The sequence below is a fragment of the Actinotignum urinale DSM 15805 genome, from assembly GCF_000420445.1.
Taxonomy (GTDB): Bacteria; Actinomycetota; Actinomycetes; order Actinomycetales; family Actinomycetaceae; genus Actinotignum; species Actinotignum urinale.
Genome location: NZ_ATUY01000001.1, coordinates 79,422 through 104,369 on the forward strand (window position 1 = coordinate 79,422; position 24,948 = coordinate 104,369).

A 24,948-nucleotide genomic window follows, 5' to 3' on the forward strand; every position below is an offset into this window, starting at 1 on the left:
ACGAGGGAAAAAATATATGTCAGAACCCATTAAGATGCCGGCTCTCGGCGAATCAGTCACAACAGGAACCGTCACTGCTTGGCTTAAGGAAGTTGGCGATACTGTTTCTTTGGATGAACCTATTGTTGAAGTTTCCACAGACAAGGTAGATTCCGAAGTTCCCTCGCCTGCTGAAGGTGTTCTTGAACAGATTCTTGTTCAAGAAGATGAAGAAGTTGAAGTCGGTACGGTTCTTGCCTACATTGGCGACGGAAGCGGAGTTGGGACTAGCGCACCTGCTCCTGCTACTGTTGCTGAACCGGCACCTGAACCGGCTCCGGTAGCTCCTGTAGCTCCCGCCCCAGCTCCGGCAACCGCTGGCGTTGAGGTGAAGATGCCCGCTCTTGGCGAATCCGTAAACGAAGGAACCGTTACCTCCTGGTTGGTTGCTGAAGGAGATACCGTCGAAGAAGGCGATCCTATCGTTGAAGTTTCCACAGATAAGGTCGATTCCGAAGTTCCAGCTCCTGCAAGTGGCGTGCTTCAGAAGATTATGGTTCAGGAAGATGAAACGGTTGCTGTTGATACCGTTATCGCCCTTATTGGCGACGGCGCAGCGCCCGCAGCTCCTGCCCCTGCAGCACCGGCACCAGTAGCAGCTCCCGCACCGGCTCCTGCTCCAGCCGCCCCCGCTCCCGTTGCAGCACCCGTAGCTCCTGCGGCTCGCGCAACGGGCTACACAGAACCTGATGCTTACATCACCCCGATTGTCCGCAAGCTTGCTAAGGATCTCAATGTTGACCTCAGCAACGTTCAAGGTTCCGGTGTTGGTGGACGTATCCGTCGCCAGGATGTTGAAGAAGCAGCCGCAAAGGCTAAGGCTGTGGCAGATGCAGCAGCCACTCCTGCTCCGGTCGCTCCTGCTCCTGCTCCGGCAAAGAAGGCTCCTGTAGCTCCGTCCGCAGATGCAGCAAAGCTCCGTGGAACAACCCAGAAGATGACTCGCCTGCGTCAGGTTATTGCCAGCCGTATGGTCGAATCCTTGCAGACATCTGCTCAGCTCACCACGGTGATTAAGGTTGATGTTACGAAGCTGGTTAAGATCCGTGAAGCGAATAAGGCCGACTTCCAGAAGCGTGAAGCTACCAAGTTGACCTACTTGCCGTTCTTCGTCAAGGCAGCTGTTGATACTTTGAAGAACCATCCGAAGCTCAACGCAACTATCAAGGATAAGGACGTCGAATACTTCGACTACGAAAACATTGGTATTGCTGTTGATACGCCGAAGGGCCTCTTCGTTCCCGTTATCAAGAATGCTGGAGATTTGAACATTGCAGGAATTGCACGTCAGATCAACAGCCTTGCAGCTAAGGTTCGTGAAGGCTCCGCTGGTGCCGATGAACTGACAGGTGGCACATTCACCATTACAAACACCGGCTCCAACGGCGTTATGTTCGATACCCCGGTGTTGAATATGCCAGAAGTTGCCATTCTTGGCATCGGTGGAATTATGCGTGAACCAGGCATTGTGAAGGATGCGGATGGTAACGAAACCATCGGTATTCGCTCCTACCTGTACCCGGCAATCACCTACGATCACCGTTTGGTTGACGGCGCCGACGCAGGACGCTTCCTCAAGGACTTCAAGAAGCGTGTTGAAGAAGCAGACTTCCTCGGAGATCTGTAAAAATATCCACAATATGCATGTGTCTTCGCACAACCTGCGAAGCTAACGCATAAAAGCATAAACGTGCGGTAGCGATACATGTACATACTCTAAGTGTGGTGTGAGTTGAATCCTCAACTCACACCACACTTATTGTTTACAAAGCCCAAATGTTACAGAAATGCTCGATACATTTCGCCAGTATCGCACATCAACAATCCTGCTTGATTGTGCGATACTTTATTTCTTAACGGCACATATTCTTATTTCTACTATCAATAAATGTACGCGTTCTCTCCGTAGGTTTATCCCACCTCCTCAGCATTACAGACACATCGCTTATTGGCACGGCTCAACCAGACGCACAAGCCTCAAGCGTTCTTGGAGTTCTTAAGTGTTGCGAACGTTTTGAAGGCTCAACCACACGCACACGCCTCATGCGCACGCACACCCCAACAGATACGCTGACACAAGTACCACTACGGACACGGCTCGACCGCATGAACACGCCGCTCACTTTTGTTTAACGTCCACAAGGAACATTGCTGGCGTTGTTCAGGAACCACTTTTCCATCACGAAAACGCAACTTTTCCTGGACTGAAAACACCATCAATTTTCCGGCATCTTGCCACATAGCATCCCGCACAACCGTTTTCACTTCAGCAACCGGATGCGCTTCCAAGAACGACGAAATATTGCGCAAATATTCGTCGTTCCCTTCCCCAATAACATCCTTAACGAATTCAGGCCCCTGTGTAAAAGCAGTATCTAAGCTGGCCAGTAACTGCTGAGCAATATGTTGGGGCGAACCGTCCGTGTACAAAGCGCATTTTGCACCGTTTTTACACGCATTTTGTGACGGTCTTAAGGCTTGCGAACCTTCCGAACCCCGAGAACCCCGAGAATCCTGCAAACTTTGCGAATCTCGAGAGCTCCGCGAACCTTGTGAATCCCCCGAACTTTGCAAACCTTGCGAATCCCGCGAAATTTGCGAACCCTGCGTAGCTCGGGTTACTCGTGAATCTTGTGTACCCTGCGGACGAAATGTCCGATGCTCAACTGCTGTGGTTTCACTGTCCCTCCCCTGAGAAGGCATCGTCAATATTCCCCACGACAAACCTAAATATAGACCTATTGCAAAGCCACACAGTAAAATTGTTTCAACGCTTCGGCCTCGTCGACACCTGATTCGTCTCATAGTTTTCCCTCTCTTACCACATTTTTTGCGGTCGCGAAATGCCTCCAGTGTGAAAAATGTTTGATTTGGGCGCTAGATAGAGCATTACTCAGACTTTTCCACTAGAATTCACAGAAGTGACATATGGAAGGAAGAGCATGGCGAAGGACAAGAAAGCCAAAAAATCTAAGAAACCCGGAATGTTTAAAACTTTCCGTGATGCTTACAAGATAACGAAGAAAACCTATCCGAAAATCGGATGGCTTATGCTCGGGGGCGCAATTCTCGTCCTTGCTATCGCTTTGGGCATCGCCGCAGCTACCCAAAGCTGGATTTCATGGTCCATTATCGGCATACTTCTTATGGTTCTCACCCCCCTTGTTATTTTGACTCGTGGCGTACGCAAGGCAAGTTATGCACAGATTGAAGGCATGCCGGGCGCAGTCACCGCAATTATTGACTCCATGCGTGGCTCCTGGGTCAAGCAAAATGAACCCGTTCGCATTAACCCACGTACCCAAGATTTTGTGTTCCGTATCGTTGGACGTCCAGGCGTTGTCCTCGTTACTGAAGGACCTATCAACCGCGTACAAAAACTTGTTGACGACGAACGTCGCGCACTTCGTCGTATCTCCGCAAACGCACCTATTCACGTTATTTATGCAGGTAACGACGAAGGTCAGGTTCCTCTGCCCAAGCTCGAAAAGGCAATTAAGCGCCTCAAGAATCAAATTAGCCCCGGCGAAGTGTCCGCTCTTTCTCAACGCCTTGAAGCCCTAAGTAAAAACGCCCTCAATATTCCTAAGGGAATTGATCCGACGAACCCGCGCGCAGGACGTCGTTCTATGCGTTAAACGTAGGCTAACAAAGCCAAGTTGAGGTTACGGGGTCACCATCGCGGTGGCCCCGTCGTCGTACTGTGAACACACACAAAAGAGTGCAACATTTCACAACACCTCCTTACATAGAATCGATGGAAATCCGGCGAAAACCCGCCGTAAAACGAACCGTAAAACACGCATACAACACATTCTTTTTCTAGAAGATTGCGCTTCCACAAGACTATGAGAAAAGTCCAAAGGATTTTTTTCTTATCCACAGGTAGCCAATTATGCTCGCCACACCCTGTGTACAACTCGGCACTGGCTACCCACTTCAGAGTAAAATATGGACAAGTGCCCTGCCCCATAGGGTTTTATCCGAAAGGTTCCCGCGTTATGTTCTCCTCAGTGGAAGAAGTCGCAGCTTATATTGCAGATACGGATAACGGCATCGAGTTCCTCGATATTCGTTTCTGTGATCTGCCCGGCGTCATGCAACATTTCTCAATGCCCGCAAACGAAGCTACTGTGGATAATCTCAATGCAGGTTTCATGTTCGACGGTTCTTCAATACGCGGATTCACTTCAATTCAAGAATCAGATATGAAGCTCCTCCCCGATCCTTCATCCGCATTCATTGATCCCTTCCGCTCAAGCCCAACACTCGTAATGAATTTCCACGTGGTCGATCCCTTTACGGATGAGCATTTCGAACGCGATCCGCGCAACGTCGCAACCCGCGCCGAAGCCTACCTCAAGTCAACCGGTATTGCAGACACTGTGTATTTCGGCGCAGAAGCAGAATTCTATATTTTCGACGATGTACGCTACCAGGTCACAGCAAACCACAGCACCTACTTTGTTGATTCCGACGAAGGTTTCTGGAACTCCAACCGCAAAGAAGACGAGGGGAACCTGGGCTACAAGATTCCGAGCCAAAGTGGCTACTTCCCCGTCGCACCAACAGATTCCTTCGAAGATATACGTGATCTCATGTGCCACAACCTCACAGCGGTCGGTCTTCAGGTCGAGCGCGCACACCACGAAGTCGGAAGCGGAAGCCAGCAAGAAATCAACTATCGTTTCAACAGTTTACGCGCCGCTGCAGACGACCTCATGAAATTTAAATACGTTATCCGCAGAACCGCAGATATGTGCAACAAAACCGTAACCTTCATGCCAAAGCCACTTTACGGGCAGGCAGGTTCCGGTATGCACTGCCATATGAGCCTGTGGAAAAACGGCGAACCCCTATTCCACGATGAACGCGGATATGGCGGATTATCTGATATTGCGCGCTGGTACGTCGGAGGATTGTTGAAGCACGGACGTTCACTTGTGGCCTTCACCAACCCGTCGATTAACTCCTATCGACGCCTGGTTCCCGGGTTTGAAGCGCCGATTAACCTTGTGTACTCCGCACGCAACCGTAGCGCATGTATTCGTATTCCCGTCACGGGTTCCTCACCTAAGGCAAAGCGTGTTGAATTCCGTGTTCCCGATCCGATGGCGAACCCATATTTGGCGTTCTCTGCGGAGCTCATGGCAGGGCTCGATGGTATCCGTAACCGCATTGAACCCCCCGAACCCATCGATAAAGATATTTACGAACTTCCCCCGGAAGAACACGCAGCTATCGAGCAGGTTCCGGCTTCTCTGGAAGAAGCACTTGAGGCGCTCGCCAACGATTACGAATACCTTTTGGAAGGCGATGTCTTTACGGAAGAATTCATTCAGGCGTGGATTAACTACAAGATGGACACGGAAGTAACACCCCTGCGGGCACGCCCCCATCCTTACGAGTTCGAACTCTACTACTCCATGTAGCCTTGACTCTTACAACTATGTAGTCGTGTGGGCTTGTGGTTGCGATTATATATCGTAACCACAAGCCCACCTTTTCATGGTTTCGCCAAATCGGCACCTGTATTCCGAAGCCAGCACGCGCAAAACCACCACGACGCGCATGTGACTCACCTAAATTCTCCAATTTGCCCACAACCCAACACTCATTATCCAGCAGCTCGCTATGGGTGACATCAGTGCCGATGGCATTAAAGGCTACGCGATATTTAGGAATCTTCGCTTTGGGACGTGTAGCCGAAGAACAACTCCACAACTTTTGTGCGAGCCAAACGCACAGCGCGCGCTCGTTCTTCCAATAGTTCGCGCGACGTAGGAAAGTTAAGAATCGACACAACCCGTTGAAGCTCCCCCGGGTGGGTTGGCATTGCTTCCATACGTTTCCCCGTTTTGCCTGTGGCAAGGAACCTCGCGTCCCGCAAGGTCGCCGAAAGACTCCAGGCACGATACAACACCATGTAGGTTTCCTCATCAATAATTTTATGTTCCTTAAGGGCAGACAAGGCGCGCAATGTTGACGTTGTGCGAAGTTCCGGCACACGCGCCCCGTGCATCATTTGGAAAAGCTGCACAGTCCACTCCACATCCAACATTCCGCCCGGGCCGAGTTTCATGTGATCTCTGGCTGGCACCCCGCCCGGAATACGCTCTTTTTCCACACGGATTTTCATTTTTCTGACATTGATAATGCGTTCGCCGTCGCATATTTCTGGGTAACGATACGGATCAATAAGTTCCATAAAACGTTTCCCGAGATTATCGTCTCCCGCAACATGCCGTGCCTTAAGAAGAGCCTGGAACTCCCACGTTTTCGCCCATTGTTCATAATAGTCACGGAAACTGTGCATACTGCGGGCAAGTGGACCGTTTTTCCCTTCCGGACGCAAACCTGCATCGACATTTAAGGAGGGTTCCTCCCCCAAACTCGATAATAGTTTTAGTGTTTGTTGGGCAATTTCGCCCGCGTATTTCGCGCACTGCCGGCAATTCTTCGGGCAATCGTAGACAAAAAACAGGTCAGCATCGGAATAATACCCACATTCTTTGGCGCCGAAACTCCCCATGCCAATAACAGCCATGGGTGTTAAAGAGCCCGCTTCGCAACTCGCTACCGGCATTTGCATTCGCGCAGCGTGGTAGGCGGCTATCACCGCAATCTCGATTCCGAGACTCAACCCCTCATGAATATTTTCCACACTACTTAAACCCAAGGTTTGCGCCATTGCTTCGCGCATCATTTCACGACGACGCAAATACCGCCCGGCCTGCGCAATGCTCTCTGGCGTACTACGGCGGTCAATCATAGCCTTCAACTCGGTAACTAGCTGATCACGTGAAGGAGGATGTAAATGCTTGTCATCCTCAAGCCACGCCACCGATTCGGGCAACTCGGGAATGGCTTCCGCAAGGTATTGAGAGGTGGAAAGTATGTGTGCAAGCCGTTTCGCCACAGGCCCGCCGTCGCGCAACTCCCTCATATACCAACCGGTTCCGCCCATTTTTTCGGACAAAACACGGAAAGCAAGAAGTCCGGCATCGGGATCAGCCCCTTCAGCAAACCATCCGAGCATCACCGGAATAAGTTGCCGAGCAATCATGGCGGTTCGGCTTGTTCCGCGTGTCAACACATCAATATGTAGCATCGCCCCTCGCGGATCCTTATACCCAATAGCCTCCAAGCGGTCTTGAGCCGCCTCCGCATTCAAAGAAATATCTTCCGGGCTGAGCTTGGCCGCCTCTGGAAGGAGAGGGCGATAGAAAGTGTCACGATGAAGTGTGCGTACCGCGTGGCGTCGTCGTTCCAACTCCGTTACGAATTCTCCGCCCGTCCCCAAACGCATGGAACGGGCAAGCACGCGGAGTTGATCCTCCTTCACCGGCAGTAAAGGATTGCGACGCAACCGCCCTATCTGTAACCGATGTTCCACGCATCGCAACCAACGGTAATGGCTGTCAAATTCTTGCACCACCCTGCGGGACATATAACCCGCTTTACCGAGCGCTTCCAAGGCTCTCGTTGTTGTGGTTACCCGGATGCGTTCATCCGCACGCCCGTGAACAAGTTGGAGAAGTTGTACTGTAAATTCGACGTCGCGCAAGCCTCCTCGCCCAAGTTTAATATTGCGCGCATCTTCCCGGCCCAAATTCTGCTCCACCCGAGCCCGCATTTTCCGTGCGTCCTGGACAAAATTCGGGCGCGATGCTGCCTGCCATACGAAAGGCTGAATCGCCTGAATGTACGCGGTTCCCAACTGCGTATTCCCCGCCACCGCGCGCGCCTTGAGAAGCGCCTGATATTCCCAGCTCGCGCCCCACTTCTTGTAATACTCCACATGCGAGGCGAGCGCGCGAACCAAAGGCCCTGCCTTCCCCTCAGGGCGCAACGCCGTATCCACCGTCCACAGTGCCGGCTCGTTACTAGGGGCAGAAAGAATTTTCGCAATTTCCATAGCAAGAAGAGTCGCCCTGTCCGTATCCTCACTATTACCGACGTAAATGACGTCCACGTCAGAAACATAATTGAGTTCCCAGGCTCCGGTTTTCCCCAGAGCAATAACGGCAAGATCTTCTGGCGGATGAATCGGTAACTGACGACTACCTCGAAGATTCGCATCCGCTATAGCAAGTGCCCCCTCAAGAGCGGCACCCGCGAGCGCCGACAACCACCCGCAGATAAGGGGCATAATGAGCGTGGGGTCGGGTGCGTTCATATCGTATGATGCGATGCGCAGGACGCGATTGAAATAGTGAGCACGTAAAGCATCGCGAAGTTCAATCGTTTCGGGTGCCGTTTCGATTGCTTCACGCATCAAGCGTTTTTCTTCACCCTGCCACTGTTCCAATGTTTTTTCTTCGACTACGATAGGTGCTTTCACCTCCGGAAATTCTTCACAAAATACGGCAAGACTTTCCGGGTGCTGGACAATATGGTCGGCAAGCGCACGCGAGGATCCCAGAACAGCAAGGAGCCTCTGTGTTGCTTGGGTATCGAAAGTTTCATTACACGAGGTGCGAAGGCACTCTTCTTGTGGCGTTTCTTGTTGAGGGTTAACTTTTACGACTGCTTCTGCTACGTGAAATTCTGCCCCTTTGCCAGCGGTCCGTTCGGGCGTTAATGTAATTGAAGGATTGCTGGTTTCTTGTGTAGGTGACGGAAAAGGAATACGTAAAAGTTCTCGAAGAGCCTGGTCGGGATATGCGCAGTGTGCGAAACTGTGCGGGGTAACATTCCAGGCGAGAATACCTGGATCATTGAAGAGCTTTTCCGAAGAATCAATATCGGTAAAACCTGCGCTACGTAACTGCGGGCGAAGTGTAGAGCGCCCTTGGGAGCCTGGAATACCGCGATTTGGGCGTCCTGGTTCTGAAAGTCGCATGTATCCCCTCCTACCTAAATTGTTATCTGTCTGCGCAAAGTGCGTCTATTGCGTAGAGTGTGGCTTTTGCGCAAAGCGCATTTTTACACAAAGCGCGTCTATTACACAAAGCGCATCTGCCGATTTAAAGTGCTGTATTCCTGCGCAAAAAACCTCTTCATAGGCACATATATTTTTACCTACCCCGATTTTCTCTTCGCAGAACACGACACCGAATACCCTTACCAATCTGACCTGAAGCGTGCCCGTTCTAGAGGCGTGATTTGGCGCCTGTAGTTGTGCCATTCCGCTCGTTTATCTCGCAGATAGTAGTCGAAAGCATCCTCTCCGAGGAATCGTGCAACAAGTTCCGAATTCTCCATGGCTCGTAGTGCTGAATGAAGGGAACTGGGCAGTGATGCAATGCCGTTCACTATACGTTCCATATCGCTCATGGATTCAACATCTGTGTCGGTGGGCTCTTGGAGTTCGTATTTTCCTTCGATCCCGGCCAGTCCTGCCTCAAGAACCGCGGCGAAAGCTAGATAGGGATTGGCCGCCGTGTCGATTGCGCGATATTCCAGGCGTGCAGATTCAGGTTTGTTCGGTTTATATTCGGGAACGCGCACAAGTGCGGATTGATTATGCGGCCCCCAGCAAATATATGCTGGAGCTTCACCTTTACCCCACAGGCGCTTATAGGAGTTAACATATTGGTTTGTGACCGCCGTGATTTCGCGGGCGTGAATCATGAGACCTGCAAGGAACCTGCGTGCAGTAATGGACATTCCGTATTGTCCCACCGGATCGTGGAAAGCATTTTTATCTCCCTCAAACAGCGAAAAATGGGTGTGCATCCCAGATCCTGGCCATTTTTCGGAAGGTTTTGGCATAAAACTGGCTTCCACACCATGCCTCAATGCCACTTCTTTAATAAGGGAGCGGGCTGTCATAATCGAATCCGCCATGTCCAGACAATCGGCAAAACGCAAATCCACTTCTTGCTGCCCCGGCCCAATTTCGTGGTGAGAAAATTCGACGACGATTCCCACATCTTCCAGCGCTAACACCATGTCGCGCCTAAAGTTATGCGCAACAGAACGCGTGACGTAATCAAAATATGAGGCCGAGTCTATCGGCGTAGGATCTTCGTTCAAGGAGGATCCAGGCCTAAACAGGTAAAACTCGATTTCCGGATGCGCGTATGCCGTGAAACCCAGTTTTTCTGCGCGCGCCAGAGTTCTTTTCAAAATTGCTCGCGGGTCGGAGCGTGCCGGTTCTCCGTCGCGCGTCAACACATCGCAAAACATGAAAGCGAGGGTATCCGCCGGATCTTTTCCTCGAACAATCCTGAAAGTTGAAGCATCTGGACGTGCCAACATATCCGATTCGTAGACGCGCGTAAGCCCCTGGATTGCACTTCCGTCAAATCCGATACCTTCCATGAAGGCATCTTCAAGTTCTCCCGGCGATACTGCAACGGATTTTAAGGTTCCTGCAATATCGGGGAACCACAATCGTACGTACCGAACTTTTTCGTCGTTAATTGTTCTTAAAACGTGTTCTTGTTGGTTGTCCATTATCGTTCCTGTTCGGTCGGTGTGGTATCCGGCGTTTCTACCGTACCATCCTGAATTCTCAAGTGTGATGGGACGGAAAGTCTCATCCATGGGTTCAGCGCTTTGAAACGCATGGGATTCGCTTTGCATAATAATGAGGTCATTGAGGAAGTCACGTTCAAAGGGATTCGAATTAATCCTTTTTTCCTGTCGCAGGCACCATGACGAGGTGGTTGTGCAGTTCCGAGCCTTATTCGACCTTGCTTACATCCACAACATACGATAGTGAATCCATATGTCCTCCTGTATCCAAGAGTACACAACTATGAGATTCTTCGTGAATGTCGACGAAAATCTTCAGGATAATTAGCTGTACATCTTTATGCGACACAAGTTATATAGGTAGTGTAACTCTACTACTTTCGTCTGCCCCATCCTCCGCTATCGCCATACGTCCCACCTTCCGTTACCACCATCCGACTCACCGCGCACCTCGACATTAAAAGGTTTACAGTGGTGTGCATGAAATCTTTCCGCTCAGCTTTCGAGGACACATCGCCAATCATTGTCGGCTACCTACCTCTTGCTGTAACCTTCGGCTTATTCGCCGTATCGCAAGGCTTTCATTGGTGGTGGGCTGTCCTAACAGCAATGTGCGTCTATTCGGGCGCTTTGGAATTCATACTTGTTGCGTTATATACGGGAGGCGCGAGCCTCGCAACAGTTGCCACAGCTTCATTTTTCGTAAGTTTCCGCCATATTTTTTACGGCTTATCCGTCCCTATCTCTCCCGTTAAACCCTTGGCACGCCTCTATGTTATCCACGCCCTGACGGATGAGACGTACGCTCTGCTGTCCTCCCCCGCAGCCAAAACCTTCACGGGAGCACGTATTTTTTGGTGCCAGTTGCTCTGCCACTCAACCTGGGTTGCCGGCGTAGCCGTGGGCGCACTTGCCGGCACATATATTTCCGGCGATCTCACCTGGCTCGCCTTCACCCTCACCGCTCTTTTTGTCTGCATGTCTATTGACGCACTCAAAGCCTCCTCCCAACCCTGGCTTCTAGGAGCGATTGCCCTTGCATGTTCACTCATTTTCCTCTGGCTCGCCCCCGAATATACGATGATTGGTTCGCTCCTCACCTACGCCTGCATTAGCCTGATTGTCGGAAAAACCGAATGACCGCAAATGAACACAAACACCTGAAGGGCGCGTTTCTTTTCATCACTATCCGCCTTCTCATCACTCCGCACATCTGAAAGAGAACCATGCGCCTTATTCTTATTGTTGCTATCGCTTGGGCAATCACGTTCACCCTACGCTCTCTGCCCTTCGTTATCCGCTCCCGCGTAAAGAATTCCCGTTTTCTTCACCGGCTCAGCATCCTTATGCCCATCGGCATTATGATCGCGTTAACGATATACAGCATGAAGGGGCTTGAACATTTCGGCAAGATTCCTCTCATCGCTGGAATCATTACTGTTGCCGTACTTCATATGTGGCGTTCACACATGCTCCTATCTATCCTTGGCGGACTAGGCGTGTATGCTCTCGTTCTTGCCCTCACCGGCGCAATGTAATCACGCTTTCCACAACACCTTTTCCACACCCCATCCATCGCCATCTCTATCCACATCTACACCTATCCACAACCACTCTTTTCCACACCACCCTTTTCCACAACTAATTCCCACCCATCTCTATCCACACATCTCCATCCACATATCGTCCACACCTACACATATCGTCCACACCTACACATATCGTCCACACCTACACATATCGTCCACAACTACACATATCCACACGCTTTCCACCGCATTCCACACAACCTTTTCGCGCGTTCCGTTACCCCTCACTCATCGGGACGTGTAGAGTTGATATGAAAATGTCATATTCCGACGCGGTATTCACGTTCACCTCATACCGCTTCGGGTTCGTTTCGATTATTTTTTCGACGACGGCGACGGTGGCTTCGGTTATCGTCGTCGAAAATAAAAATGCTACCGGAGTCGAAAAATAAGGGAGAAGATAACACTATGAATTCGGCTTTAGCTTCACGCGCACCCCTGGGAAATACGCGCCCCGGAAAGCTTTCACCGGAACGTAAAGTTCCTAAGGGAATTGAGCGTCCCGAATATCTTTTTCATGATGGCCCGGAGGTCGTCACCGCAAGTGATGTGAAAGATGAGGAAACGATTGAGCGGATTCGCATTGCGGGGACAATTGCGGCCGATGCGATGTATGAAGCGGCAAAGCTCATTGCGCCAGGCGTGACAACCGATAAGCTGGATGCAGTCGCCCACGAATACATATGTGACCACGGGGCCTATCCTTCCTGCTTGAACTACATGGGTTTCAAGAAGTCGATATGTACGTCCATTAACGAGGTGATTTGCCACGGGATTCCCGATTCAAGGCCACTTGAGGAGGGCGATATTGTCAATCTCGATGTCACCGCGTTCAAGAGTGGCGTGCACGGGGATACAAACGCTACATTCCCTGTTGGTGACGTTGATGAAGAGTCACGCTTGCTGATTGAGCGCACCGCGCAGGCAACACTTCGCGGTATGAAAGCGGCGAAACCTGGGCGTGAGGTGAATGTGATTGGGCGTGTAATTGAAAAGTATGCCTCGCGGTTTGATTACGGAACAGTTCGCGATTTTACCGGGCATGGCGTGGGCGAGGCCTTCCATTCGGGGCTCATTATCCCCCATTTTGATTCGGCTCCCCTACACAACGATGTGATTGAAGTAGGCATGGTGTTCACAGTGGAACCGATGTTAACGTTGGGCGGAGTTGATTACGACATCTGGGATGATGGATGGACAGCGTCGACAAAAGACCGTGGACGCACAGCCCAGTTTGAACACACTCTCGTTGTGCGCGAGGGCGGGGTGGAGATTTTAACGCTTCCCAGCGACCCTACTGTTGGCTTAAGGCTGTAGGCACTGTGGGGAACGTTCCAGCGTTCCTTACACAAGAATGCGAATAAGTCAGCCTGTACGCCGGGTTCTGTTCCGCGAGCGCTGTTGCGCCCACGGCGGCAATCATCCATCTACGCCTACTGTTACCAGCAGGCTCTAGCAATCCACCCGTGCGCTCGGCGGGTCACCTACAAACGCGCACTATCTGATCTTGCTCCCGGTGGGGCTTGCCGTGCCAGTCATGTCACCATGCCCGCGGTGGTCTCTTACACCACCGTTTCACCCTTACCTTGCGCTACTGCGCCTGGCGGTCTACTCTCTGTTGCGCTTTCCCGCGGGTCACCCCGGGTGGGCGTTACCCACCACCGTGCCCTATGGAGCCCGGACGTTCCTCGAATGCGGTATCACCGCACGCGCGATTGCCCAGCTGACTTATTCGCTCACCTATTATATACACACCGCAAATTCTTGCAAGCTATCCATGACTAACGCACCACCCGTCTATCTCTAGATGCTTTTCCCTAGAAAATGCGCACTTAATATTTAGCAGGATAATAAAAATCAAGGTAGAACCGGGAAGAATAACTCCAGCCACTCAGCCACGGAAAATCGGGACATTAACATCAGTCGCTATATCGAGCTAACCCGCGACAGACTTCACGAGGTGATATAGGAAAATCCTTACGTATTTCGATATAGCGCACAGCATATTTTTAAGAGGCGTCAAGAGGATCTACGGTTTTCAAACCGATTTTATGCGCAACTCGTGCCATATTTTCATTGTGTGTGGCAACTGTCGTTAAACCACCTAATCTTAATGCAGAGGCAAGATGAATAGAATCTAAGGTTTTAATATGGGGAACAATAGATTCCGCCATTGTAAGTATCATTTCATCAATAGGGATAGTCGCAATACTATCCAATATTTTATCCCGTTCAAAAACATCGCGTTTTTGACGTCGAAGAACACGCGTGATTTCAGTTTGTAATATTCGTGAGGAAATAAGTCGTCCTTGATCGGCCATACCATCAAACCATCGAGCAACTGAAGGATCCCCATCCAATGCAAATACAGCTACGGACGCATCTACATACACATACTGCATTCTAATCCTCAGCCATTTCTTGAAGAAGTTTTTCAACTTTTTCGCGACCCACACGTGGCAAAGTTGGGTCTTGAGAGAGTCTATATTTTCCCGGGTGGCGAGCAGGGATGATACTCAACCCTGCTACATTTTTATCCTCATTAATAGGAATAAGTTGAGCAATAGGCACCTGATGGCGAGTGACGATATACGTTTCTCCCGCCTGCACTTCATTGAGGGCACGAGTTGGATTCTGCCTCATTTGTGCTACAGATATGGTATTCATATGATAAGAATAGACATAATATCTACATATTTCTAGGTATGCGTGTTGACACTACACACCGAAAATGCGGGAATTCCAAAACTTCTTCATGACGAGTGTGCGTGCCGGAGCGTCACGGCGCTTTTGTCCACCGGAAAGTTCGTCGATTTTTTTGTTGAGGTGATCTTGGAGATCAAGGAGAGCAATCATGTCCTTGATTTCGTCGTCAGTTGAGATTCCTGGGTTGTTACGCAAACCGTAAACGATGAAGTCGTATGCGGAAAGGTTTGTCTCCAAATGCTGAGGTCATTTAGGGGTGTTAATCCTACTCAACTTGTCCGGTCTCGGGATTCATTGAAAGATTGTCAAGATTCCCTAGTTCATTGAATGTCTTTGATCTATTCTCGGATTTACGACATTCCTGCGCGAGGATTTCTACTTCTTGCATACCCTGCTTTTTTGCTTCATCTTTAATCATTTGACGTTGTTCGGGGGTAATTTCTTGTCCAGAGGATTTCTTGTAGAGGTCGACGGCGATTTGTATCCAAACATCCAACTGGGCGTCCTAATCCAACGAGATGTACTCCTCGCAGGTTATTTTGCCACCTTTTGCCGCGATGCTAGCAGAGTCCTCCTTTGTCGCTTTGATGCTAGCAGAGTCCTCCTTTGTTGCTTTTTCGCTTGATGATTCCTTTGAGGAGGAACCTCCTCCACAGGCGCTCAATATCATCCCTGCTACAGACAATAAAGCAGTCGCCCTTAACAATCGAGCTTTCATTTTTCCTTTCGGTAAAGAGCGTTAAATCTACAATTAATTCATAACTTTACAGCCTTGCTTGGCACTTAGGTCACGTTTTCTTCACAACGGGCCCCACAAGAAGTTGTGGAGCCCGTAAAAAAATTTAGAAGAGTTTGCTACGCATAGATTCTGCAAGCATTATTGATAACGAGGAATCAGAAATTGACGATGACCCAGAATAACTATCGTTTGAAGAAGATTTATTTTTTTTGGACGAAGAACCCTTATCCTTTCCCGAAGAACTGGGGTCACTGAACCCTAAAACTTCTCCTACGGTTTTAGAACCATTTCCATCCCTTTTGCATACTTTGACTACTTGTTTTAGCAAGTATTTATCTTCCTTATAGCTCTTTCTTACATCTTGAATTTCTGAATCACTTATTTTGAAATTGTTAGATTCGGCGTACTTTTTTATAACCTCAACTATCACATCAACTTTGCCATCATCACTCATACTGACGAAACTCTTACATGTGGTATCAGCACCGTTGCTTGAACCGCAAGCACTCAAACCAAGACCAACAAAAGCGACAAGCATTGCTACAAGAATTTTTCGAGGATTCATTAATTATCCTTTCGTTTCGGAGCGACTCGCCACTCCTTACCTCAATACTTAATATCGTACGCCACGTGTACCATCGACACGTTATATATACATCCCCTTCTAGTGCACATTGTTCGCCACACTACCCAACCGGTCTCAACACGTTCTACAACTAATTGAATATTCGTAGCAAGAGAAAGAAAATGACGTTATTTTCAAGGAAAATACTACTTACCCATTTTTTTGTTAAGATTTTCTACCATCTCTTTAAGAGTCTGATCGTCCTTACCCTGACATCCGAATTCTATAATGTCCGTGTACATCTTTTTTTGACTTTTAGGAGCTTTTTCGAGTTTTTTGACATCTTTTCCTTTGCCATTACTTTCTGCAATAGACATTAGGAGCTTAAATCTTTCATCAAAGTTCATTTTCTTGTATTCACCACATGTGGTATTTTCACCCTTTGCTTGACTACCTGAGCATGCTCCAAGCGAGATGACACTAAGACCAACAAGAACTGCGGATATGAGACGGTAACGCATGTTATTTCCTTTCATACGAATGTGGTTACACCATAACAATTATTGCTCATATTTTTTATTCACACACGCAATATTACTCATCGAAATAACTGCGTTAGAAATTTTACGCCGTGAAATCCTACGAAATCGTCCTATAGCCCTAAATATTCCTGAAATAAAAAATCCGGGCACCTCTCAGATACCCGAATTTTTTGTCACGTCTTTCCTACATAGATTGTTGTAAAGCAACTGCCATTAGCCTAGGACTAACAGCAACCACCCTCGCTAGTTCATTTCGGTAAATTTCCTATCCCACGCCGTGCGCAAGGGGTTGGCATTCGCCAAAAGGGTATCGAATCGATCGTTGGAGATTTCCACAATCTGTCCAAGGGTCACGCGTCGCTCCTGTTCCGTCGAATTTTCAAGACGTCGCACACCTTCGTCGATCACACTTTGAACGGTATCGGTGGTGCGCAGGTAGGCAACAAACGGCATATCGAAACGCTGCCGGTACTCTTCGGCAACATTCCTCACAAGCTCACGTTCTTCCTCAGTAGGCTTTGTCAGAGCGTAGGAGCCACCGCCCTGGCTTGTGGAGGAATCTTCTTTGGGCTTGGTCAACATCACGGTTGCCATATCGGGGTAGTCGTGAATGAGCTCTTCTTTGCGAGCATCGTTGGCCGTCAGCACAGCAACCTGGATGGCTTCACGAAGTGCGGTCACGTTATCGAAGGGACGTGATTCCCACGCAACTTCCAAGGGCCAGGTCTGATTATTAAACAGTGAACGGAATGTTTCGACGAACTCGCCCTTATCCATCCTGTTAATCTGCCCGAGGGACACGGCTTTACCCTTGGCGTCGGCAGCCACGTATTCCTTCTGCTTACGCCCGGTGTGGAAGAAGAGAAGATTCAAAATAATAGCGGTAATCGCACCGATGGACATACCAGAGGAGACGAAAATTCGTGCCCATGCGGGGAATGCCTGCGCAACTTCCGGACGGAAGGATACGAGCATTGCCAAGCCGAGCGCCGTCGTAACAATAACAGCGTTGCGGTTATCGGACATATCCGCCTTGGCAATGGTTTGAAGCCCGACCCACGCAACGTTAGCGAACAGCGCAAGAGAGGCACCACCCAAAACAGAAGGAGGAATAGATGCGACGACGGCACCCGCCTTGGGCAAAAGCCCCAAAATAATCATGAACCCGGCGGCGGCCGTGGCAACCCAGCGTGACTTTACGCCGGTAACACGCACCAACCCAACGTTCTGCGCAAAACACGTGTAGGGGAAGGAATTCATAATGCCACCGAGCGTGGTCGAGAGGCCATCGGCACGTAGCGCGCGGCTAATATCGTTTTTCTGGATACGTTTCTTCACAATCTCACCTGTTGCGAAAACGTCTCCCGTCGTTTCCACCATGGTAATAATCATGACGATAATCATGGATATGCAAGCAACAATATTGAACTGGGGAATACCAAAGTAGAAGGGCGTAGTGACACCAAAGTTCGCAGCCTGGCCAACCTTGTCGAAGTCACTGTGTCCAAGAATCACCGATACTGCGGTTCCGCCAACAAGACCGATAAGCACCGCAATTGTTCCGAGGAATCCTTTAAAGAAGCGCTGAATGAGGACGATGGCAAGGAGCGTTCCGAAACCATAGGCAAGATCGCGAATCGCCGGGGATTGAGCTTTTTGCGCCAACATTCCGTAATAGTTGGTGAAGTCGTTGGCGGATACGGCAAGGAGCGAGGTTCCCATCACCAAGAGCACCGTTCCCGTCACAACGGGCGGGAAGAAGCGGAGGAATTTCGCAAACACCGGGGCTGCGAAGAAGGTGAAAATACCGGAAACAATGATTGCTCCGTAAATCATGGGTAGCGAAGCAACTCCGCCTTTACCGTTGGTGACGCCCAGACCGATGGCGATAATCGGCGCAACAGCTGTTGTTGTCACACCTTGGACAATGGGAAGGCGAACACCAACCCATTTCGTCAGACCAGCGGATTGGATAATTGTTGCAATACTGCAGGTAAGTAAGTCTGCGTTAATGAGGTGAATTGTTGTTTCCGCATCTAATTTCAACGATTGTGCAATAAGAAGGGGAACAATGACCGCTCCAGCATAGAATGCCAGAACATGTTGCAGGCCAAGAACTGTCAAGGCTGCGGGGTTGGGCACTTGGTCCACTGGATGTTTGAATTTAGCCGGTGCCGCTACGTTCATTAAATCAAGTCTCCTGGTTGTATGGATAAAAAATAAAAAGCCTTCGAATAGAAATTCAAACGCCGGAGTTTTTGATTACTTCTATTTTCGCTCAAGGTAAAAGTTTGTGGCGAGCCAGGTGAGAAAAATTTGGGAATTGAGATACAGAATACCTATTTTTACCTTTCTTGTATCACCTTTTGATATTTCATGTCCGCTTTTTGAGATTTCCATTTTTATAGTGTTTTTCGACGACGATACCCTTGCTTTCGTTTGCTACGGCACAAGAGGCACGATCGCTTGGCGCGACGCAACAGAGGTTGTCGCTCACTTAATAGCTCGGCTAGCAACCCCACCTCATCGCTCACCGCGGCACAACAAAAACTACAGAAAACCTCGTGCGTGACATTGAAAAAAGAGGGCGCCGGGGCAATAGGATGCAAAACACAACCCACACCTGAGTGACAGTGAAAGAGGGCATATTGAAAAGAGGGCGCCCCCCATAAGGGGCACCCTCTTTTCAGCCGATCGTAGCCTTAGCTTTCAGAGAAAAGACTTTTCCCTCCGAACCAAAAGCTACACATCACGCATAACGCATTAGCTCCAGCTCGCCGAGAGCGGACGGCCTTCCTCGTAACCGGAAGGCGATTGAACTCCAACTACGGCTTTATCGTGGAATTCTTCAAGATTTGCAGCACCCGCGTAGGTCATGGACGAGCGCACACCCGAGGTAATCCAATCTGCTAGATCTTCCACACCGGGACGCTTTGGATCCAAATACATCTTAGATGCGGAAATACCCTCTTCGAAAAGACTCGCCTTCGCGCGTTCAAAGCTGGAACGATATCGTGTCCGGTACCGAACCGCACGAGCCGACGCCATACCAAAACTTTCCTTGTAAGCACGGCCTTTTGCGTCGTGCAATACATCTCCCGTAGATTCGTTGGTTCCCGCGAACCAGCTACCCACCATCACGCTACCGGCGCCAGCCGCGAGAGCCAGGGCGACATCGCGCGGATGGCGAATACCGCCATCGGCCCAAATTGCGCCCCCGAGTTCGCGCGCCGCCGCTGCACATTCGAGAACTGCGCTGAACTGCGGGCGCCCTACACCTGTTTGCATACGTGTTGTACACATGGCTCCTGGCCCAACGCCTACCTTAATAATATCCGCGCCGGCGTTAAGTAAATCAATCACGCCTTCTCGCGTAACAATATTTCCGGCAACAATGGGAACTCGACACCCTGTTTTTTCTGCGTATTCATCGCGAACTTTGCTGACCGCCTTAATCACGTCAATCATTCGTTCCTGATGTCCGTGGGCGGTATCCAAAACAAGCACGTCGGCTTCGGCTTCCAGTAATTGGCGTGCCCTGCCTACAGAATCACCGCTAATTCCAATGGCCACAGCGATCTTCAAGCGTCCTTTATTATCCAGTGCGGGACGGTAAATAGAGGAACGCAATGCGCCTTTAGGGCTCATAATTCCAATTAATGCGCCATCGGCGTCGACGGCGACAGCAAAACCTGTTCGGGTTTTTTCTAAAGTAGTGAAAACTTCCTGGGGTGTAGCCTGAGGCGAAACTAAAGTGAAGGAATTCGTCATAACTTCATGGCATTGAACGAAACGATCAACCCCATCCGTTTCCCGCTCCCCCACAATTCCGAGTGGCCTGCGCTGATCATCAATCACGAGCACGGCTCCGTGGGAACGTTTCGTCATGAGATTCATAGCATCCCCCACTGTTGTTGTGGGGTCAACGATAACGGGTGTTTCAAACTGCGTAGGAGCATTTTTCACACGAGCAATGGACTGAACCAAAATATCTACAGGAATATCTTGCGGAAGAACCGCTAAACCACCTCGGCGCGCAATGGTTTCCGCCATCCGTCGCCCCGAAATTGCCGTCATATTCGCCACAACCAGAGGAAGGGGAAGATTCACGCCATCGGTGGAGGTCAAATCGACGTCGAACCGGGATCCGACCGCATTGCGATTCGGTGCCATAAAGACATCATTGTAGGTTAGTTCGTAAGCTGGTTTTTCTGTTAAAAATCGCACCCATTAATTCTGCCTTGTTGAGCAAAGAATGTCATCAGGTTTGTGAACTTTAATTGATACGTTCTCAGCTTTTCATATCTTTGACGACGAAAACTTATCACTTTTTGTGCCGGGCACCACAAGACATACGCAACACACAATTCAAAACTATTCACACTATCCACATTCAGCTCACATTTTTGTGTTGACGGTCACAATAATCCTGTAAAATCATGCTGTACATGATTGAGGGAGAATACTATGCCAGCCAATCCGAAACCCAATCCTCACCCAACACATACCTCACAACGCAAGGCGACAACAAAACGATGGCTTGTCGTCGCTATTATTCTTGCTCTCGTTGTAGCTTTCGGAATCGGTGGATACTTCGGATACAACGCTCTAACGAAAAAGAAGACTGACACGCCGATTTCTCCTCAAGCAAACCTCGCGAACGGCATAGAGAAAGCGTGGGAAAAGCCTGCTGAAATACATGTTCCTCACCTCATCGCCACCGGTATGTCCCCGCACGCTCTGGTCTTAAACAGCTCCCCAACAGACACACGTTACGCAATTATTGCTAACACCAAAGGCTCATCTCTAGCAATCATTGTGGACGATGAAGGCAAGGAAGTAGGAGATTCTATCGAACTTCCTGAGTGCGATTTAAACCCTGAATTAGGTGGCCGCATTTACACAGTCGATAACGGCAAAGTCGTTTGCAACACCCCAGAACTCGACCGCAAAGATATACGTTCTCAGAGTTCTGCATCACCATCAAAGAAAAACTCTGGAAGTTCTGAAACGAGCACAGACAACACCGCAACACCCTCTCCAGATTCGCAAAAACGTGATTCGAGAACCCCCTACCCTTATACTTTCCGAGAACAACTTTATGCAGATGACTCTGTTGTTATCGGCGTAACTCCCAAACGTTTTGGGGCACGAAGCATAGAAGCCTACAGCCCGGGAGAAAACCCCAAATTCCTGTGGAAAGAAAACTTCGATGTTCCAAGTAACGTTACTGTTTTCAAAGATGGCGTGCTCGTCGTATCTGAACGATTGGATCAGATACTCAACTTCCAGGTCTATAAACCACGTAAGGAACCCCTAGCGGAAAATATGATCCCGAGCACCCGTGGGCAACACACCTGGTGAGCGGACGAGAATCTCCCGCTATTGAAATAAATGAGAGAGTCATAAAGTATGGATTCGGATCCTTAGATTACATTCTAGAATTCAGAACAAGGAACAACACACCCTACCTCGAAAGAAAAGATAACAATTTTAAGGGCGAGAACCACGCTCCCTAATATAAACAGCGCACGTCCTCGTCTTTTAAGTAACACAGTCCCTAACACGGGGCGGTAACACAGGGTGGCGCCACAACACAGGACTCCACAACACAGGACGGTAACACACGGTGGCACCATAATCCAGGACGGTAACACAGGACGCCACAACACAGGGGCGTCGTAACACTCTACAAGATAGGTTTTAGGATGCCTTATTAACTTCTTTGTTCCAATCCTGGACATCCTTGCGGTTCGCAACCGTTAATGTGGGGCCACGCTTTTCTTTAATTGACATCACCACATAGTTAGTACCGAAATATTCCGCTCCACCTATGCCGTTTGCGTCTTCCATAGCGCGTTTCGCGGTTTTTTCATCGGCACCAAGAAGTTTGATAATGCATTGGGCGTCATTTTTCGTGAGCATCATTTTCCCTTCACGTTTCTCACCCACGACAATTCGCATTGCCTCGCCTTTTCCGAGAGGTTCAATGGTGATGGGCTGGCTACTGTCCCCTATAGTTTTTTCGACACCACAGCCTGTAGCGGCACGATAAAATTCGCTTTTCCCGGGCATCTTCTCCGCGCTGGGCATGCTCGGATTGCTAGGGCGCGCCTCAAGCGGATCCTTTTGTGATGAACACGCCCCCAATAATGAAACCCCGAACAACACGGACATTACTGCGCCCATGTATTTTTTCATGACAACCTCGTTTTCCGTTCCCCAAAACTGTTCACTCGTTTGACGCAACTTTTCAGTCTTGGAATATATTTTTAGGTTTGAGCACCGCTAATCGGTCTCCCGTAGAGCCTCCAGCTCCTCAAAATCAACGGGGACAATAATGCAGTCGTAATCTTCAGACAAATACACCTCATCCTCACCCTTATTTTTCACCAGCGCGACTTCCACCGGGGATAGATGAATGCCACCCGTCGTCGAACCATTGGGCGTTAATGCCATAACGGCATAATGTCCACGATTAGCTGCTCGTTCATAGAGTCCAACGAGTTTGCTATCAAGATTCGTGGCCACCGCATCACGTTGTTTCTTCAGCTCCGCAATCTGGGCGTCGCTTTGCGCAACCACATCCTCAAGCTCACTTTTCACGCGAAGCATTGAGGCGGTAAGCTCTTCAAACTGCACACCGAGTGCCCTCACATTTTCCTCAGAAGCCTCAACTTCTTCGAGTGCCTCAAACTCTACGGTGGAAAGCTCCTCAAGTTGAGCGCGCAACGTCGCCATTTCCTCTTCCAGGGTAAGCAAATCGCGAGAAGTCAAACCAACCCCGGCATTATATTTTGCTTCCTTATCCGCAACCTGCAACTGGACAGTTTCCGCCTCATTTTCCGCTTTTCTTAAGGCACGTGCCGCATTGTGCGCGCGTTCGCTACCTAAACGCTGATCACGGGAACACGCAGCAATTGCATTGACCAGTGCGCCGAGCTCCTTGCGAAGAGGATGCTGTTCATTATTTTTCCGTAACCGATTAATGTGAGAATCTAGCGCGGCAATGCGCAATAACTGAACCTGATCTGCATGTGGTGCTTTCATACGAACAACTTTACAGAAAAATAAACACGACCCCACATATTTCCCACCGTGTACGACGGAAAAGCCTTCTTTCCGCACCAACACCATCTGATCTTTACGCCCCACCATATACGACGGAAACACGTCAACAGTTAAGAAAAGGCATGGCACAAAGAAAAGTTATTTCACACGCAAGGCATACGGGACATGAAGCACGCGGGCGTTTTGGGAAACACTTTCGTCAATGTGTTGCACGTAGTAATACGCTAGCGGAGCTTTTTATCCACGGACAGCAATATTCCACGCATCTGTTGAGAGAGTGGAAATATATGTGTCGAGTTCGGGCAGTTCTCCAAGGAGGCGTTCTTCCATAACCTTCAAAAGTGGCCATTCGCTAGCAAAATGTGTGGCGCAAATCAGCGCGCATCCCCCACCCCAGATGTGATCCGTTGCTGGATGGTGGCGTAAATCCGCGGTAAAGTAAGCATCCGCGCCACTCGCGTTGGCTGAAGCAAGGAAAGAATCCCCACTTCCCGAGGAAATTGCGAGGCGTGTAATGAGCTGGTCGGGATTCCCGGAAGCCAAAAGACCTGCGGGGACTTTCGGTAGCCCATCCGCAAATTTTTCGACGAGAGCCTTCAGGGGCATGGGCTCACGTAAGGTCCCCACGCCGCCAATGCCACTTTCTTCATCGAGGGGGCGTTCAACATCCATGCCAACAATATCGGCAAGCGCTTTCGTAGAGGCCAGGACATCGGCGTTCGTGTGGGCGCTAAACAGGGCAAGCTGAGCGCGAATTGCTCGTGTAACCCAGGAACCCTTTGGTGTTGTTGCCGCAACTGTGGAAGTTCCTCGTAAATACAGCGGGTGGTGAGTGATCAACATATCTGCACCGCGCTCCAGTGCTTCATTGACAGTGGTTTCACAAGGATCCACTGCGAAGGCAACCTTGTGTACTGGATCTTCAGGAGCCCCTGCAATTAAACCAACCCTATCCCAAGGTTCGGCTAGAGAAGGAGGAAAAAGTTTATCGAGGATGGCACAAACGCTCTCAACTGTGTACGTCATGCTTTAACCGTACACGAGCAAGCAGAATCTGTCCCACGTAAGCTGTGTTACTTATGCGTTCACTAAGTACTAGGTGCGCTATAGGCGTGCTGTGCGTGTATTTTTACTGCGCATGTAGTGATCGTTGTGTACTAAGCACTAATTGTGTACTAAGCGTCCATTGTGTTCAACGTGCGCAGTGTGCTCTATACGCCCATTGTGCTTAACGTGCGCAGTGTATTCTACGTGCGCACAAGATTTAAAAAT

Annotated in this window: 23 protein-coding genes and 1 other RNA gene; 9 read left to right on the plus strand and 15 right to left on the minus strand. The window is 49.6% G+C overall.

The features are described 5' to 3' along the window. Positions 1–16: 16 nt before the first annotated feature. Entirely contained in the window at positions 17–1,666 is a 1,650-nt protein-coding gene (gene sucB, locus G445_RS0100355; RefSeq protein ID WP_022865594.1) for a 2-oxoglutarate dehydrogenase, E2 component, dihydrolipoamide succinyltransferase, read from the plus strand. A gap of 458 nt (positions 1,667–2,124) precedes the next feature. On the opposite strand, the gene G445_RS11320 is transcribed toward sucB, so the two are convergent. Beyond that, positions 2,125–2,469 carry a hypothetical protein gene (locus tag G445_RS11320; protein WP_146002341.1) on the minus strand — a complete coding sequence of 115 codons (345 nt, stop codon included), beginning with the start codon at positions 2,467–2,469 and terminating at the stop codon, positions 2,125–2,127. 512 nt (positions 2,470–2,981) lie between these two features. On the opposite strand from G445_RS11320, the gene G445_RS0100365 reads away from it, so the two are divergent. Both G445_RS0100365 and glnA read left to right on the plus strand, forming a co-directional pair. Then, positions 2,982–3,677: a DUF4191 domain-containing protein gene (locus G445_RS0100365; RefSeq protein WP_022865596.1), complete on the plus strand. Its 696-nt coding sequence runs from the start codon at positions 2,982–2,984 to the stop codon at positions 3,675–3,677. A 363-nt stretch (positions 3,678–4,040) separates the two neighbouring features. Beyond that, the gene (gene glnA, locus G445_RS0100370) at positions 4,041–5,471 is read left to right on the plus strand and encodes a type I glutamate--ammonia ligase (protein WP_022865597.1); all 1,431 of its coding nucleotides are present in this window, start codon (positions 4,041–4,043) and stop codon (positions 5,469–5,471) included. Positions 5,472–5,716: 245 nt separating this feature from the next. On the opposite strand, the gene G445_RS08850 is transcribed toward glnA, so the two are convergent. After that, positions 5,717–8,884 carry a bifunctional [glutamine synthetase] adenylyltransferase/[glutamine synthetase]-adenylyl-L-tyrosine phosphorylase gene (locus tag G445_RS08850; RefSeq protein WP_022865598.1) on the minus strand — a complete coding sequence of 1,056 codons (3,168 nt, stop codon included), beginning with the start codon at positions 8,882–8,884 and terminating at the stop codon, positions 5,717–5,719. A gap of 221 nt (positions 8,885–9,105) precedes the next feature. Next, complete coding sequence (locus G445_RS0100380; RefSeq protein ID WP_022865599.1) at positions 9,106–10,443, minus strand: glutamine synthetase family protein; 1,338 nt, start codon at positions 10,441–10,443, stop codon at positions 9,106–9,108. Positions 10,444–10,944: 501 nt separating this feature from the next. Here G445_RS0100380 and G445_RS08855 point away from each other — a divergent pair. The 4 genes from G445_RS08855 to map all read left to right on the plus strand — a co-directional run bounded on the left by G445_RS08855 (position 10,945) and on the right by map (position 13,370). Continuing rightward, positions 10,945–11,604, plus strand: a complete 660-nt coding sequence (locus G445_RS08855) for an AzlC family ABC transporter permease (RefSeq protein ID WP_022865600.1) — start codon at positions 10,945–10,947, stop codon at positions 11,602–11,604. An 86-nt stretch (positions 11,605–11,690) separates the two neighbouring features. Then, the gene (locus G445_RS0100395; protein WP_022865601.1) at positions 11,691–12,002 is read left to right on the plus strand and encodes an AzlD domain-containing protein; all 312 of its coding nucleotides are present in this window, start codon (positions 11,691–11,693) and stop codon (positions 12,000–12,002) included. A 302-nt stretch (positions 12,003–12,304) separates the two neighbouring features. Next, on the plus strand, positions 12,305–12,445 hold the full coding sequence (locus G445_RS11705) for a hypothetical protein (protein WP_156825504.1): 141 nt from the start codon (positions 12,305–12,307) through the stop codon (positions 12,443–12,445). Between the two features lie 16 nt (positions 12,446–12,461). Further along, positions 12,462–13,370 (plus strand): type I methionyl aminopeptidase, encoded by a 909-nt coding sequence (map, locus tag G445_RS0100405; RefSeq protein WP_022865603.1) that lies wholly within the window; start codon positions 12,462–12,464, stop codon positions 13,368–13,370. Between the two features lie 40 nt (positions 13,371–13,410). Here the strand turns inward: map and rnpB are convergent. The 5 genes from rnpB to G445_RS0100425 all read right to left on the minus strand — a co-directional run bounded on the left by rnpB (position 13,411) and on the right by G445_RS0100425 (position 15,255). After that, positions 13,411–13,784, minus strand: an RNA gene (rnpB, locus tag G445_RS10690) — RNase P RNA component class A. Between the two features lie 278 nt (positions 13,785–14,062). Then, positions 14,063–14,455, minus strand: a complete 393-nt coding sequence (locus tag G445_RS0100410) for a type II toxin-antitoxin system VapC family toxin (RefSeq protein WP_022865604.1) — start codon at positions 14,453–14,455, stop codon at positions 14,063–14,065. A gap of 1 nt (position 14,456) precedes the next feature. Further along, the gene (locus tag G445_RS08860; RefSeq protein WP_022865605.1) at positions 14,457–14,720 is read right to left on the minus strand and encodes a type II toxin-antitoxin system Phd/YefM family antitoxin; all 264 of its coding nucleotides are present in this window, start codon (positions 14,718–14,720) and stop codon (positions 14,457–14,459) included. Positions 14,721–14,771: 51 nt separating this feature from the next. Continuing rightward, positions 14,772–14,996: a P-loop NTPase family protein gene (locus G445_RS11035; RefSeq protein ID WP_180962135.1), complete on the minus strand. Its 225-nt coding sequence runs from the start codon at positions 14,994–14,996 to the stop codon at positions 14,772–14,774. 28 nt (positions 14,997–15,024) lie between these two features. Beyond that, positions 15,025–15,255: a hypothetical protein gene (locus tag G445_RS0100425; protein WP_022865607.1), complete on the minus strand. Its 231-nt coding sequence runs from the start codon at positions 15,253–15,255 to the stop codon at positions 15,025–15,027. A 22-nt stretch (positions 15,256–15,277) separates the two neighbouring features. On the opposite strand from G445_RS0100425, the gene G445_RS11330 reads away from it, so the two are divergent. Then, positions 15,278–15,502, plus strand: a complete 225-nt coding sequence (locus tag G445_RS11330; RefSeq protein ID WP_022865608.1) for a hypothetical protein — start codon at positions 15,278–15,280, stop codon at positions 15,500–15,502. A gap of 99 nt (positions 15,503–15,601) precedes the next feature. Here G445_RS11330 and G445_RS0100435 read toward each other — a convergent pair whose 3' ends face one another. The 4 genes from G445_RS0100435 to G445_RS0100455 form a co-directional block, all read right to left on the minus strand. Continuing rightward, positions 15,602–16,063: a peptidylprolyl isomerase PrsA family protein gene (locus G445_RS0100435; protein WP_022865609.1), complete on the minus strand. Its 462-nt coding sequence runs from the start codon at positions 16,061–16,063 to the stop codon at positions 15,602–15,604. Positions 16,064–16,269: 206 nt separating this feature from the next. Beyond that, positions 16,270–16,599 carry a hypothetical protein gene (locus G445_RS08865; protein WP_146002343.1) on the minus strand — a complete coding sequence of 110 codons (330 nt, stop codon included), beginning with the start codon at positions 16,597–16,599 and terminating at the stop codon, positions 16,270–16,272. Positions 16,600–16,848: 249 nt separating this feature from the next. Beyond that, the gene (locus G445_RS0100445) at positions 16,849–18,792 is read right to left on the minus strand and encodes a solute carrier family 23 protein (protein ID WP_022865611.1); all 1,944 of its coding nucleotides are present in this window, start codon (positions 18,790–18,792) and stop codon (positions 16,849–16,851) included. A 576-nt stretch (positions 18,793–19,368) separates the two neighbouring features. Beyond that, positions 19,369–20,832 carry a GuaB1 family IMP dehydrogenase-related protein gene (locus tag G445_RS0100455; protein ID WP_022865613.1) on the minus strand — a complete coding sequence of 488 codons (1,464 nt, stop codon included), beginning with the start codon at positions 20,830–20,832 and terminating at the stop codon, positions 19,369–19,371. Positions 20,833–21,072: 240 nt separating this feature from the next. Between G445_RS0100455 and G445_RS0100460 the strand changes: the two genes are divergently transcribed. Beyond that, entirely contained in the window at positions 21,073–21,969 is an 897-nt protein-coding gene (locus G445_RS0100460; protein ID WP_022865614.1) for a hypothetical protein, read from the plus strand. A 339-nt stretch (positions 21,970–22,308) separates the two neighbouring features. On the opposite strand, the gene G445_RS0100465 is transcribed toward G445_RS0100460, so the two are convergent. From G445_RS0100465 to G445_RS0100475, 3 genes are all read right to left on the minus strand, one after another. Further along, positions 22,309–22,854, minus strand: coding sequence for a hypothetical protein (locus G445_RS0100465; RefSeq protein WP_156825505.1), 546 nt, complete (start codon positions 22,852–22,854; stop codon positions 22,309–22,311). Between the two features lie 39 nt (positions 22,855–22,893). Beyond that, the gene (locus G445_RS0100470) at positions 22,894–23,655 is read right to left on the minus strand and encodes a zinc ribbon domain-containing protein (RefSeq protein WP_026420811.1); all 762 of its coding nucleotides are present in this window, start codon (positions 23,653–23,655) and stop codon (positions 22,894–22,896) included. 258 nt (positions 23,656–23,913) lie between these two features. Then, complete coding sequence (locus G445_RS0100475) at positions 23,914–24,702, minus strand: Nif3-like dinuclear metal center hexameric protein (RefSeq protein WP_022865617.1); 789 nt, start codon at positions 24,700–24,702, stop codon at positions 23,914–23,916. Positions 24,703–24,948 lie beyond the last annotated feature (246 nt).